The following is a 13,507-nucleotide window of genomic DNA, read 5'->3' on the forward strand; positions in this document are numbered from 1 at the left end:
TGTTGGCGGCGCGACAGCGTGGGCGGAGCCTCGCTGTTCTCCGCGGTTCGCGCGGGGATTCCTGGCGATGCGCGCGCTGACAGGCCTCTCGCGATCGGATACTGCTCGAGGCCATGTCGCGCCGCCGATTTGCATTCCTGATCACATGGGTCTCCACCGCCGTGCTCCTCGCGATGCCGCTCGCGTGTGGAAACGATCACGAGCTCGACGGGGGTCACGGAAAGGGCACCGGCGCGGCCGGCGCGGCCGGCGGCGGTGGCGGTGGCGGCGGACAGGCCGCCGTGCTTTGCCCGGCGTCGTTCACGTTCGCCGCGCCCCCCGGGGCGACGGATGTCCGTGTCCCTGGCGAGTGGAACGGCTTCGATCTCGACTCTGCCCCTCCGATGGTCGAGGGCGACGCGCCGGGCGAGCTCGTGGCCACGGTCGACCTGCCGCCGGGGCTCCACGGCTACAAGATCGCGGTTGGGTCCGGCAGCGAGGTCTCGTGGGTGTTCGACCCTGCGGAGGGGCGCCGCAAAGTTGTCGGCGGCGTCGAGAACTCGGCGATCAAGGTCCCTGACTGCCGTCTTCCGTCGTTCTCGATCGCCTCGAGCCAGGTGACCTGGGCCGCGGACGGCGAGGGCGCCTACGAGGCGCGGCTCGTGTATCAGGACGGCATCGAGGGCGCGGGGCCCGAGGCGTCCGCGTTCGAGGCGGTGCTGCAGGACCCGGAGGGCGAGGCGCGCCCGCTCACCGAGCAGGAGATCTCGGTCGACGCGCGCGGCGACGTGCGCATCGACCTCGGGGGCCTCGCCGACGGCAAGTACCGGGTGACCCTGCGCGGCGCGACCCGGAGCGGCCGGGTCGGCGAGCCGCTCCGGCTGGTCTTCTGGGTCGAGGAGGAGCCGTTTTCCTGGGAGGATGCGCTCATTTACATGGTCGTCACCGACCGTTACCGCGACGGCGATCCCGACCTGAACGCGCCGCCCACGCCGGGCGCCGATCCGCGGGGCGACTGGCTCGGCGGCGACCTCGAGGGGCTGCGGCGGTCGATCGAGGACGGCACGCTCGACGAGCTCGGCGTGCGGGCCATCTGGCTCACGCCGTTCCAGGAGAACCCGGCCGGCGCGTACCCTGCGAGCGATGGAGTCCACCAGGTGACCGGCTATCACGGTTACTGGCCGATCAAGGCGCGCGAGGTGGATCCTCGGCTCGGCGGCGCCGACGCGCTCCGCGCGGTGGTGGCCGAGGCGCACCGCCACGGGATCCGCGTGCTCCAGGACTTCGTGGTGAACCACGTCCACGAAGATCACGAGTATGTCGCGTCGCACCCGGGCTGGTTCAGGACGGGGTGTGTCTGCGGCACGGACGGGTGCGACTGGACATCGCACGCGCTCGACTGCATGTTTGCGGGGTATCTCCCCGACGTCGACCACACGGTGCCCGAGGCCAACGCCGCGTTCGTGGACGACGCGATCTACTGGCTCGACGAGTTCGATCTCGACGGGCTCCGGGTGGACGCCGTGAAGCACGTCGAGGAGATCGCGACGCGCAACCTCGCCGCGGAGGTCCGGGCGGCGTTCGAGCCTGCGGGCACCCGTTACTTCCTGATGGGCGAGACGGCGATGGGCTGGAGCGACTGCGGGCAGGGCGCGTCGTGCAACGACGAGAATTACGGGACGATCGCGAAGTACATCGGTCCGCACGGGCTGGACGGCCAGTTCGATTTCGTCCTTTATCATGGCGTCTCGTACCGCACGTTCGCCTGGGGTGACGAGGGCATGCTGCACGCCGCTTATTGGGTCGAGGACGGGCAGCGGCGGTGGCCCGAGGGCGCGATCATGACGCCGTACCTCGGCAGCCACGACACGTCCCGGTTCGCGACGCTCGCGGACTACAGCGACGCGGAGGGGGCTCGCAACCGCGATGTCCCGAACCGCCAGTGGACGGACACCGCGTCGGAGCCGGCGTCCGCCGACGTCTATGCGCGGGTGCGGCTCGGGATGGCGTGGTTGCTCGGGCTGCCCGGGGCGCCCTTGCTCTATTACGGAGACGAGTACGGCGAGTGGGGCGGCGTCGACCCGAACAACCGCAGCCTGTGGCGACCGGAGGCGGAGCTCACGCCGGAGGAGGGCGAGACCCTCGATTTCGTGCGCGCGCTCGGCGCTGCGCGCCGGGACATCCCTGCGCTCCGCCGCGGCGCCTACGTGAACCTGACAGCCACGGAGGACACGCTCGTCTTCGGCCGCCGCCTCGCCGAGGGGAGATCGGCGGTCGTGGCGCTGACGCGGGCGGGCGCGGCGCAGAGCATCTCGGTCGAGGTCGCGCAGGCGCTCGGCCTCCCGGCCGGCACGGAGCTCACCGACGCGCTCAGCGGAGAGACAGCGGCGGTCTCCGCGGCCGGCATGCTCTCGATGACGATCCCGCCGGGCGGCGCGGTGATCCTCGCGCCGTGATCCCTTGAGCCATCACCGGCTCCGTGATGATGAAGAATTGAACCACAGAGGCACAGAGGGCACAGAGGTAGAGAGAAAGAACAGGGAACAGAGACAGAGATATAGAGCACAGACACAGAGAGACAGACCGCAATCCCTCCCTTCTCTTCTCTCCTCTGTGCCCTCTGTGCCTCTGTGGTTCAATCTCTTCTCATGAAACCTCGTGCCCCCTGACAACCGCCGCTCAGGACGCGACGCGCACCACCAGCTTGCCGAAGTTCTCTCCCTTGAGCAGACCGATGAACGCCTCGGGCGCCTTCTCCAGCCCCTCGACGACGTCCTCGCGGTACTTGACGCGCCCCTCGCGGATCCAGCGGCTCGTCTCCTCCAGGAACTCGCCGCGCTGCTCGGCGAAGTCGCCGACGATGAAGCCGCGCAGCATCAACCGCTTCGAGAGCACCTGTCTCATCAGGTCTGGCAGGCGGTCCGGCCCGGGGGGCGGCGCGACGTCGTTGTAGTGGGCGATCAGGCCGCAGACCGGCACGCGGGCAAAGGGGTTCAACAGCGGCAGCACCGCCTCGAACACGGCGCCGCCGACGTTCTCGAAATACACGTCGATCCCGTCCGGGCAGGCCGCCTTCAGGCGGTCGGCCATGTCGGGGCCGCGGTGGTCGACGCAGGCGTCGAAGCCGAGCTCGTTCACCACGTGATCGCACTTGCGCGGCCCGCCCGCAACGCCGACCGCCCGGCAGCCCTTGATCTTGGCGATCTGCCCCACGAGCGAGCCCACCGCCCCGGAGGCCGCCGCGACAACCACGGTCTCGCCCGGCTTCGGCTGGCCGAGGTTGAGCAGCCCGGTGTAGGCCGTCATCCCCGGCATCCCCAGCACGCCGAGCGCCGTCGAGACAGGGCCGAGCGCGGGATCCACCTTGCGCAGGCCGCTCCCGTCGGTGATCGCGTACGCCTGCCAGCCCGTCCGCCCCTCGACGATGTCGCCCGGCGACAGGCCGGCGACGCCCGACCGGACCACCTCGCTCACCGCGCCGCCGACCATCACGTCGCCGATCTCGACAGGCGGCGCGTACGACTTGCCGGCGTTCATGCGCCCTCGCATGTAGGGGTCGAGCGACAGGTACAGCGTGCGCAGCAGCGCGCGGCCCTCGCCGGGCTCGGGGATCTCCTCCTCGATCAGCTTGAAATCGGACGCCTTGGGCTCGCCGGCCGGCCGCGCGGCGAGGACGAATTTGCGGTTGCGCAGGGGGGTCATGGTCCAGCGATCCTGCTCGACCCGCCCGAGATTTCCAGCGGATAAGACCCGCGCGCAGCGGCCCAGGCGAGCTGAGCGAGCGCGCGCTTCCGCGGGGCCAGGCAGCGAAAGGCGGTTGAGCCCGCGCTGCACGGTTGAGCTCCGCGGCCGTCGAGGTTATGCCGGGACGGCACGATGGCGTCCCACAGCGCGACCCAGTTGCCCGAAGAGCTCCGCGAGCCGCCCCCGCGCCCCTGGGCGGCCCTGCGGCACGCTCGGCACCAGATCGCGGGCGTGGGGTACGCGCTGCTCGTCTGGGCGGGGATCCTCGCCGTCGGCTGGTATTACCGGGACAGCGATCTCGCGTCGATGGTGGTCGCCTTCTCGTATGTCGTCATGCCCCTCGTGCTCCTGTATCAGGCGCTGGGCAGCTACACGGCCTGTCGCCTGGCGCTGCGCGGCGCGCCGTCGCCCGCGCAGATCTACGAGGGTGTCGTCGTGACCCGGTTCGGGACGGTGAACATCTGGCACGTCGTCGTCGCGGGCGAGCACGTGCGGATTCGCGCGGATGCGCCGCTCGTCAAGAGCATGGTGGTGCTCGTGACGCCCGAGACCCGGAGAGGGAAGCGCAGGGTCGGCGTCTATCATCCCAAGATCGGTATCTCCACGTCGCTCGTGTGAGCTGCACCGCGCCGCGCGGCGCGGGCGGCAGCGCGCTCGCGGCGCTGTTGTGACTGGCGGACCGGCGTGAGACATTCGACGCCATGCGAGCTGGGTCGGCTTTTCGCGTGCTGGCCGTGGTCATCCTGGTGACCGTGGCGGGGTGGATGAGCGCGCTCGGGTGCGCGACGGGGCACGACCGCGCCGCGGCGGCCGCAGCGGCAGCGCAGGTGCAGCGCCGGTTCCCAGCGCAGGCCGCCGAGGTGCTGGGCGGCAGCGCGCACGACGCGCCGTCGGCGACGGAGGGCGGCTTCGCGCTGGGCGCGGCGGGCCCGGCCGGGCGCGGGCGGCGGCTCCAGGCCGAGCTGCCGCGCGACGGCGGCGGCTGGGTGCGGCTCTCGGGCCCGGGCGGCTTCGAGGTGCGGGTGCGGGAGACAGGCGCCTCCGGCCCGGGGGCGATCGTGGACGGCGCGGTGATCTACGGCCGCGCCGGCGGCGCGTCGTTCTGGAGGGCCGCCGCCGGCGGCATCGAGGAATGGCTCACCGTGGAGCCCGGCGCCGCGCCGGCCGGCGCCCCCGCGGCCGTCTGGGAGGTCGACGGCGCGGCGCTGCGGCAGCGCGGCGAGGCCGTCGAGGTGGTGGACGCCGCGGGGACACCGCGGCTGCGCGTCACCGCGCCGCGAGCGTTCGCGGAGGGTGGACGGCCGATCGCGGTGCGCCTCGAGGCGCGCGGGTCGGAGATCGCGCTGCTGGCCGAGGCGTCGGGGGAGTTCCTGCTCGTGGATCCGCTGTGGCGCCCCGTCGGGGCGCCGGCCGAGGGGCGGGACGGGGGGCACACGGCCACGGGGCTCGGCGGTGACGATGGGCGGGTTCTTGTCGCGGGCGGCAGGCGCGGCGACATGTATCTCGCGAGCGCGGAGCTGTACGACCCGGCGGACGACGGCTGGGCGCCGGCGCAGCCGATGAGCGGCCCGCGCTACGATCACGCCGCCCTGCTGCTGGACAGCGGGCGAGTCCTGGTCGTGGGCGGCTCCGGCGCCTCGGGCGCGCTGGCGAGCGCGGAGCTGTACGACCCGGCGGAGGACCGCTGGACACCGGCGCGGCCGATGAGCGCCGCGCGCGAGCGCCCCACGGCGACGCGGCTCGACAGCGGGTCGATCCTCGTCGTGGGCGGCTGGAGTGACGGCGCCCATCTCGCGAGCGCCGAGCTGTACGACCCACGGGAGGGCACCTGGACCGCGGCGGCGCCCATGAGCACCGGACGCTACGGGCACACGGCGACGCTGCTCGGCGACGGGCGGGTCCTTGTCACGGGCGGCTACGACGGCCTGGACGCGCTGGAGAGCGCGGAGCTGTACGACCCGGCGGCGAACCGCTGGACGCCGGTGCGGCCGATGAGCTCGGCGCGCCAGCGGCACGCGGCGACGCTGCTCGATGACGGGCGCGTCCTGGTCACGGGCGGCGCCGAGATCTACCGGGGAGAGGAAGAAGAGGAGGAGGAAGAAGAGCGCGAGTTCGCGAGCGCGGAGATCTATGATCCGGTGAGCGGTAGCTGGGCGCTGACCGCGCCGATGACCATCGGGCGCTCTCAGCACACGGCGACGTTGCTGGTGGACGGGCGGGTCCTCGTCGCGGGCGGGTCCGCTGTCGAGGGCGAGTCCGATCGGTCCCGGTACCTCGCGGACGCGGAGATCTACGACCCGACGGCGGGGTCGTGGTCGGATGCACCGGCGATGGCCGTGGGCCGCACCGGTCATACAGCGACGCGGCTCACGAACGGCGACGTGCTCGTGATGGGCGGCAATCGGGGCGTCTATGCGACCGCTGAGGTCTACGACCTGTCGGGCGCAAGCCCGTGGTCGAAAGCAGCGCCGATGATGGACTCGCGCCAGTTGCATACGGCAACGCTGCTGGCCGACGGGCGGGTCCTTGTCGCTGGCGGCTACGGGGCCGGCTACTTCCCCCTCGCGGGCGCGGAGATCTTCAGCCCGGCGGATGGAACCTGGACCGCGGCGGAGGGGATGCTCGACGCGCGCTACGAACACACGGCGACGCTCCTCGACGATGGGCGGGTCCTTGTCGCCGGCGGCTACGGGGCCAGCTACTTCCCCCTCGCGAGCGCGGAGATCTTCGACCCCATGACGGGCAGATGGACGGCGGAAGCACCGATGCTCACCGCGCGCGACATGCCCACGGCGACCCTGCTGAACGACGGGCGGGTCCTCGTCGCCGGCGGCTACGGGGCCGACTACGTCCCCCTCGCGAGCGCGGAGATCTTCGACCCCGTGGCGCGCAGCTGGACGGCGGCAGGACCGATGATCACCGCGCGCCAGAGGCACACGGCGACGCTGCTGAACGACGGGCGGGTCCTTGTCGCCGGGGGCGAAGGAACCGACTACGTCCCCCTCGCGAGCGCGGAGATCTTCGACCCCATGACGGGCAGATGGACGGCGGCAGAACCGATGGTCATCGCGCGCTACATGCACACGACGACCCTGCTCGACGACGGGCAAGCCCTTGTCGTGGGCGGCTACGGGCCCGACTACGTCGACCTCTCGAGCGCAGAGGTGTACGACCCGGCGACCCACCGCTGGACGGCGCGGGCCCCCATGAGCACCACGCGCTACCTGCACAGGGCAACGCGGCTCCTGGACGGGCGGGTCCTTGTCGAGGGCAAGGCCGCCTCCGCGGGCCTTGGCGCCGCGAGCGCCGAGGTCTACGACCGGGCCACGGACAGCTGGTCTCCGGCAGCGACGATGTACTCCGAGCGATCTGGCCACGCAGCGACGCTGCTGCGCCATGGCAAGGTCCTGGTCACCGGCGGCGATGGCCCCGGCGGCGCCCTCGCCACCGCCGAGCTCTACTCCCCCGTGCTCCCCGGCGCTCCCTGCGCCGCCGACGCGGACTGCGCCGGCGACTCCTGCGTCGACGGCGTCTGCTGCGACGCTCCTTGCGCGGGCGCCTGCATGGCCTGCTCCGCCGCGAAGAAGGGCGCCGGCCCCGACGGCAGGTGCGGGCCCATCCAGGCCGGCGCCGATCCGGACGGCGACTGCGCCGCGGAGCCGGCCCCCACCTGCGGCGCCACCGGCTTCTGCGACGGCCGCGGCTCCTGCCAGCTCCGGGCGCCGGGCACCCCCTGCGGCGCGGCCTCGTGCAACGGCGCCACCGAGCTCGTCGAGGCCCCCCTCTGCGACGGGCTCGGCGTCTGCGCCGACGGGGACACGCGCTCCTGCGGCGATCACCGCTGCGTCGCGGGCGCCTGTCTCGCGGGCTGCGCCTTCGACACCCAGTGCGCCGACACCGCCTATTGCGCGACGACCGGCGGCGACTGCCTGCCGAAGAAGCCCGTCGGCGCCGCGTGCGCGCTCCCGAACGAGTGCCTCAGCGGGCTATGCCTGGCCGGCGTCTGCACGCTCGACAGCGACGCTGACGGGATCGCCGACCACGAGGACAACTGCCCTTCGGTCCCGAACACGTCCCAGGCCAACACCGATGGAGGCCTGTCCGGGGGCGACCCGCTCGGCGACGCCTGCGACGACGACGACGACGCCGACGGCCATGGCGACGCGGCGGACAACTGCCCGCTCATCGCGAACCCCGACCAGGCCGACGCCAACGGCGACGGGATCGGCGACGCCTGCGATTGCGCGAGCCCGCGCAAGGCCGACGGCAGCCCCTGCGACGACGGCAACGCCTGCACGCAGACCGATACCTGCCAGAACGGCGCCTGCGTGGGCAGCAATCCCTTCCTCTGCCCGCAGCCCGACGCCGCCGTCTGCCGGGTCGCCGTCTGCGAGCGGGCCACCGGCAACTGCGGACAGCGCTACAAGCTCGACCGCGCGCCCTGTCCGGGCGGCGAGTGCATCGCCGGGGGCTGCTTGCTCGCGGAGGCCACCGACGGCTCTGGCGGCGGCGCTGGCGGCGACGGCGGCTCCGGCGGCGCCGCCGCGTCGACCGGCTCTGGCGGCGCCGGAGGCTCTGGCGGCGACGGCGGCTCTGGCGGCGACGGCGGCGCGCCGCCCAGGCCCGCCCCGGAGGGGAGCGGCCCGCCGCACCTGCGCGGAAACGGCTGCGCCGCCGCGCCCGACGCCGGCCCTGGCCCCGTCGGCTCGGCCGCGCCCTGGCTGCTCGCCGCAGCCCTGGCCGCCGCGCGGTGCCGGCGCCCTGGCCGCAGTCGACGCGCGGCGCGGCCCCCTGCTACCGGGCCTGCGATCCAGACTTCGCGCTGATCTGCCCCCGAGGGCAGCGAGGTGGGCTTCTTACCCGGTGCTGCGGGGCGCCCCGTGCGGGCGCCCGCGTTCAGCCCCGTGCCGGGCGCCGGCGCTCAGACCGCCGACTTGACGAGCCGCAGCCGGCTCGGGGACTGTCCCCGCTCGTTGAGGCGGAGCTCCGAGGCGGCGGGGGCGCGGCGCCGCACCGGCTGGTGCAGCCGGGCGCTCGCCAGGATGGCCTCGCAGAGGTCGCCGAACTCGTAGCCTGCCGCCGCCGCGATCTTCGGCAGGAGGCTCGTCTGGGTCATGCCCGGCAGGGTGTTCACCTCGAGCACGTACTCGTTCTCTCCGCCGGTCACGAGCAGGTCCACGCGCACGGCGCCGGTGCACCCGAGCGCCTGGGCCGCCCGCTCCGCCAGGTTGAGGACCCCGCGGTAGCGGGTCGGCGGGAGGCGCGCCGGCATGTGGTACTCGGTCATACCGGGTGTGTACTTGGCCTCGTAGTCATAAAGCCCCTTCTTCGGGACGATCTCGATCGCGCCAAGGACCTTCCCGTCCAGGATCCCCACGTTGACCTCGGTCCCGGCCACGAACCGCTCCACGATGGCCGCGTCGTCGAACTCGAACGCCAGCGCGAGCGCCGCCTGGAGCTCCTCGAGCGACCCTGCCTTGGCCACGCCGAGGCTCGACCCCTCGCCGCGCGGCTTCACGATGACAGGGAACCCGAACGAGCCGTGAATCGCGTCGAGCTCTTCGAGGTCCTGGTGAGCACCCACAGTGTAGTAGGGAGGCGTCGGCACGTTGTGCAGCCGGAACATCTCCTTGGCCTTCAGCTTGTCCATCGCGAGGGCGCTCGCGAGCACGCTCGACCCTGTATACGGGACCTGGGCGAGCTCCAGGACGCCTTGCACGCACCCGTCCTCACCGAGCCGTCCGTGCAGGGCCAGGAACGCCGCGTCGAGCTGCGCGCGCTGCAGCGTGGCGCAGAGCTCCGCGCCGAACCGGTCACCGAGCGTGATCCGGACGACATCGTACCCGCGCGCCTCGAGCGCCTCGGCGACGGCCGCGCCCGAGCGAAGGGACACCTCGCGCTCACCCGACGAGCCGCCCATCACGACGCCGACCCGCTTCCGGACTTGCCGCTCCACCATCGAAGAACCTCCGTCGCCTTCCCGTGCGGACACCAACACAACGCCAGCCTCTTCCGGTACAGTCAGACTGCCGGAGAGACACTGCGCAAAAACCAAGCCAGCGGCTCCCAAGGCCCGATCATGGCGGCCTTGCAGCGAATGGGCGGTATTCCTGAGCTGTGGTTGAGGAAAACTGCGCCCGCCCGCCGTGTTCACCTGCCCACGACGCGCTGACCGCCAACCCGGTATCAAGGCCAGCGGCGGAGGTCAACTAAACGGAGCGATCGCGCCGTCGGGGGAGGCGGGCGCGGCGGAGGGCCTCTCGCGGGGTGTTCGGCGCCGCGGGGCGAGGAGATCGGCCCCTCGCGCGGTGCCCGTTCCGGGGCGCACCGCAGGCGCGTCATGCCGTTCGCGCCCCTGCATCGCACGAGCGGCGCGCGAGCGCGTCGAGGCGTGTGCGAGGCGCTCTTTCACCATCTCGCTGCACCCCGCGCCGACCGGCCGGCCGCAGGGGCTGATCGGCGCCGGAGCGCTCGACTCGGAAGGGAGGAGAACGACGTGAAAGGAGGTGCGCCGGACTCCCCTCCTCGGCGAGGCGCTGGAGAGCGCCCGATCGCCGCGCCGCTGCGAGGCGACGCGGCCGACGCGACGAAGGACGCTCGATCCGTCGGCCAGGCGGCTGGAGCCAGGGTATCTGCTGCTGTGTTTCCGGCGATGAAGGGGAGTCGCGAGAGATAACGTGATAATTCCTCTGCGCTCCCCGTAAATGGCCGCACTTGGACGTGGCGACAATCCGGCCCGAAAGCGCTCTTTTCTGCCCCGCACTCTACCACCCTTTGGTAGTCTCCCGCTCAGCCCATGCGGAGAACACTTGGCGCCTGTGGGTCAGGTCCGATCCTGCGGAGTTCCTCGGCTCGGTTGTAGAGGACACATCGCGGCGGCCTCATCACTGACCCGTCGAGCGTGCGCTCGAGAGGTGCCAGGGTAGGATACTTGCGTGCTCGTCTCCGATCTCGTCGCCACTTCCGAGCGTGTCGCCACGACGTCCAGCCGTCTCGAGAAGATCGCCGCCCTCGCCGACCTCCTGCGCCGCCTCTCGCCCGAGGAGGTGGAGATCGGCGTGGACTGGCTCGCCGGCCGGCTGCGCCAGGGCCGCATCGGCCTCGGGCCGTCGATCGTCACCGAGGCGCGCCGCGCGGGCCCTGCCGCGGCCGAGCCCGCGCTCACGCTCGGGGAGACCGACGCTGTCTTCACGGAGATCGCGCGCACAACGGGATCTGGCTCTGCGGGTCAGCGCCGCGCTGCGCTCGGCCGGCTCTTTGCCCGGGCGACAGGGGCCGAGCGCGACTTCTTCGCGCGGCTCCTTGTCGGCGAGCTCCGCCAGGGCGCGCTCGAGGCGGTGATGATCGAGGCGGTGGCGCGCGCCGCCGGGCTGCCGCCGGCCTCGCTGCGGCGGGCTGTCATGCTGGCCGGCGACGCGGCCGAGGTCGCCAAGACGGCGCTCCTCGAGGGGGCGGTCGGCCTCCAGCGCTTCTCGCTGCAGCTCCTCCGCCCGGTGCAGCCGATGCTGGCGCAGGCCGCCGACGACGTCACGGCGGCGCTCGGCGAGCTCCGCGCGATGGCGCTGGAGTGGAAGCTCGACGGCGCGCGCGTGCAGGTGCACAAGGCCGGCGACGAGGTGCGCGTCTTCAGCCGCAGCCTCAACCCCGTCACGAAGGCGGTCCCGGAGATCGTCGAGGCGGTGCGGGCGCTCCCGGCCCGCTCGCTCGTGCTGGACGGGGAGGCGATCGCGCTGCGGCCGGACGGCGCGCCGCACCCGTTCCAGGTCACGATGCGCCGCTTCGGCCGCACGCTCGACCTGGCCGCGCTGCGGGCCGAGCTGCCGCTGCGCGCCCTCTTCTTCGACGTGCTGCACCTCGACGGCGAGGATCTGCTCGACCGGTCTGGCAGCGAGCGCGCCGCCGCGCTCCGGCAGGTGCTCGACAGGTCGCTGCGGGTCCCGCGGATCGAGCTCCCGACGGCGGCCGAGGCCGAGGCGTTCTTCGCGGACGCGCTCGCCCGGGGCCACGAGGGGGTGATGGCCAAGTCGCTCGCCGCGCCGTACGAGGCCGGGCGGCGCGGCAGCTCGTGGCTCAAGGTGAAGCGCACGCACACGCTCGACCTCGTCGTGCTGGCGGTCGAGTGGGGGAGCGGCAGGCGCCGCGGGCTGCTCAGCAACCTGCACCTCGGCGCGCGCGACCCTGCCGCGGGCGCGTTCGTGATGCTCGGCAAGACGTTCAAGGGCATGACCGACGAGATGCTCACCTGGCAGACCCAGCGGCTGCTCGAGCTCGAGATCGCGCGCGACGCCTATACAGTCCACGTGCGGCCGGAGCTCGTCGTCGAGATCGCCTTTGACGGCGTGCAGGCGAGCCCGCAGTACCCTGGCGGCCTCGCGCTCCGCTTCGCCCGCGTGAAGCGCTACCGCCCCGACAAGGCCGCCGCCGACGCCAGCACGATCGACGAGGTGCGCGCCATCCACGCCGGCGCGCTCGCGCGCGAGGCGGCCGAGGGGAGCGCCCCCGCGCGCGAGGCCGCGGGCGGCGACAAGGCGGAGGGCGAGCCGGCGGCGCGCGAGGCGCCCGGGGGCAGCGAGGGGCCGGCCGGGTGAGGCGACGCCTCGGAGACGCTGTGGCCGAACATCGGGGCAGCGGCAGCACGCCCCGTGTCTGCTTCGTCGCAAACGACGGTTTCCATTCACCATTCGTGCGAAGACACGCGGCGATCCGCTCCCGAACAACGTCCCAGGGCGCGCAAGCTACGGACGGAATCTAAGGCTTCGTTGCCGGGAACCAGCGCGCTCGCTCCGCCATTGAGCGTTGACCGGCGCGGAGCGGTGCTGGTAGGGTAGCCCACGGTCCGCGCGGGGGTGGACTGTCGATCTTGGAGGGGGGGAAGACCGATGAACACTCGGCTGGGCGGTGCCCTGGTGACCGTGCTCGCCTGCGGCTGCTCTATCGTGGATCCCAGCGACCGCGACGAGCTGAGAGACAGGATCGCGGCAGCGCCGCCGGAAACAGCGGAGTACCTCACACGGCTGGCCATGAACGGCGCGGCGGTCAAGTGGCTTCAAGGCAGGCCACCCGAAGATCAGGTGGGCAAGCTCCAGTGCCGCTACCAGGCCGGTGGTCAGTGGACCGCCTGGGCTGATCAGGAGCCGCGGCTCACCGTGGATTATATGCGCGACTGTCTCCTGAAACGACCCTTCAATTTGACGTACGTCATGTGCAAGGACGAATGGTATTACCTGGAGCGTCAGGCCAGGATAACCGACCTCCAGAACAGTCTACCAATCCCGGGTGGAGCGACCGTCGAGTGCCGCTTCGTGTGGGACTTCCGCTATGACCCCGAGACCGGACCGGCCGCGCTCACGGATCCCGACGCAGTCAAGCCGGACGACGTCATCAGCTCCCTGATCGTGCTACCGGCGCCGCCTCCCGGATGGGCCCTTCCTGAGCTCGTCCCGCTCCTCTGCCCGCTCGGCGCCGGGCCTGGCTGGGGCTGCCCGCCGAGGCCCACCGACTTGCCGGGCGAAGAGCCCACGGTTCCTGAGGACAACGAACCGGGAGATCGGCCGTGAGATGGCTGGCGAAGTTCCCGCCGGGAATCCTCATGGCGCGCGAGGGAGCTCACGGATACGGGCTGTTTACAACCAAGGATCCTGGTTCATGGAATTGGGACCTTGAAAATCTGGGCCAGGTATGCGCCGAAGCATGGGACGATGGCCTGCTCGAGGAGGACCGCGCATGGGCAGAGCGACGCCGCGAGAAGTTCGCGCGGTGGATCGACGATTCGCGACCCCCGGGC

The 13,507-nt window shown here is 72.3% G+C and carries 7 protein-coding genes; 5 read left to right on the top strand and 2 right to left on the bottom strand.

The window, feature by feature from the left end; all coding sequences use genetic code 11:
* Positions 1-113: 113 nt before the first annotated feature.
* Positions 114-2,435: an alpha-amylase family glycosyl hydrolase gene (locus tag WMF42_RS34020; protein ID WP_437687100.1), complete on the top strand. Its 2,322-nt coding sequence runs from the start codon at positions 114-116 to the stop codon at positions 2,433-2,435.
* 223 nt (positions 2,436-2,658) lie between these two features.
* Here WMF42_RS34020 and WMF42_RS34025 read toward each other — a convergent pair whose 3' ends face one another.
* The gene (locus tag WMF42_RS34025) at positions 2,659-3,681 is read right to left on the bottom strand and encodes an NADP-dependent oxidoreductase (protein ID WP_434042782.1); all 1,023 of its coding nucleotides are present in this window, start codon (positions 3,679-3,681) and stop codon (positions 2,659-2,661) included.
* 174 nt (positions 3,682-3,855) lie between these two features.
* Between WMF42_RS34025 and WMF42_RS34030 the strand changes: the two genes are divergently transcribed.
* Both WMF42_RS34030 and WMF42_RS34035 read left to right on the top strand, forming a co-directional pair.
* Entirely contained in the window at positions 3,856-4,341 is a 486-nt protein-coding gene (locus WMF42_RS34030; protein WP_061607609.1) for a hypothetical protein, read from the top strand.
* Between the two features lie 107 nt (positions 4,342-4,448).
* Positions 4,449-8,549 (top strand): kelch repeat-containing protein, encoded by a 4,101-nt coding sequence (locus WMF42_RS34035; protein WP_437687103.1) that lies wholly within the window; start codon positions 4,449-4,451, stop codon positions 8,547-8,549.
* Between the two features lie 95 nt (positions 8,550-8,644).
* Here WMF42_RS34035 and WMF42_RS34040 read toward each other — a convergent pair whose 3' ends face one another.
* A complete protein-coding gene (locus WMF42_RS34040; protein WP_061612775.1) occupies positions 8,645-9,682 on the bottom strand; it encodes a D-alanine--D-alanine ligase in 1,038 nt (345 codons plus the stop codon).
* 976 nt (positions 9,683-10,658) lie between these two features.
* Between WMF42_RS34040 and WMF42_RS34045 the strand changes: the two genes are divergently transcribed.
* On the top strand, positions 10,659-12,311 hold the full coding sequence (locus tag WMF42_RS34045) for an ATP-dependent DNA ligase (RefSeq protein ID WP_437687105.1): 1,653 nt from the start codon (positions 10,659-10,661) through the stop codon (positions 12,309-12,311).
* Between the two features lie 291 nt (positions 12,312-12,602).
* The gene (locus WMF42_RS34050) at positions 12,603-13,280 is read left to right on the top strand and encodes a hypothetical protein (RefSeq protein ID WP_061612773.1); all 678 of its coding nucleotides are present in this window, start codon (positions 12,603-12,605) and stop codon (positions 13,278-13,280) included.
* The last annotated feature ends 227 nt before the right edge of the window (positions 13,281-13,507 follow it).

The organism is Sorangium sp. So ce176 (assembly GCF_051519835.1).
Classification (GTDB): domain Bacteria; phylum Myxococcota_A; class Polyangia; order Polyangiales; family Polyangiaceae; genus Sorangium; species Sorangium cellulosum_G.

What these genes read in the sequence shown, in the direction of transcription:
- WMF42_RS34020 (WP_437687100.1), top strand. Translation starts at nt 114, where the DNA reads ATGTCGCGCCGCCGATTTGCATTCCTGATCACATGGGTCTCCACCGCC.
- WMF42_RS34025 (WP_434042782.1), bottom strand. Translation starts at nt 3,681, where the DNA reads ATGACCCCCCTGCGCAACCGCAAATTCGTCCTCGCCGCGCGGCCGGCC.
- WMF42_RS34030 (WP_061607609.1), top strand. Translation starts at nt 3,856, where the DNA reads ATGGCGTCCCACAGCGCGACCCAGTTGCCCGAAGAGCTCCGCGAGCCG.
- WMF42_RS34040 (WP_061612775.1), bottom strand. Translation starts at nt 9,682, where the DNA reads ATGGTGGAGCGGCAAGTCCGGAAGCGGGTCGGCGTCGTGATGGGCGGC.
- WMF42_RS34050 (WP_061612773.1), top strand. Translation starts at nt 12,603, where the DNA reads ATGAACACTCGGCTGGGCGGTGCCCTGGTGACCGTGCTCGCCTGCGGC.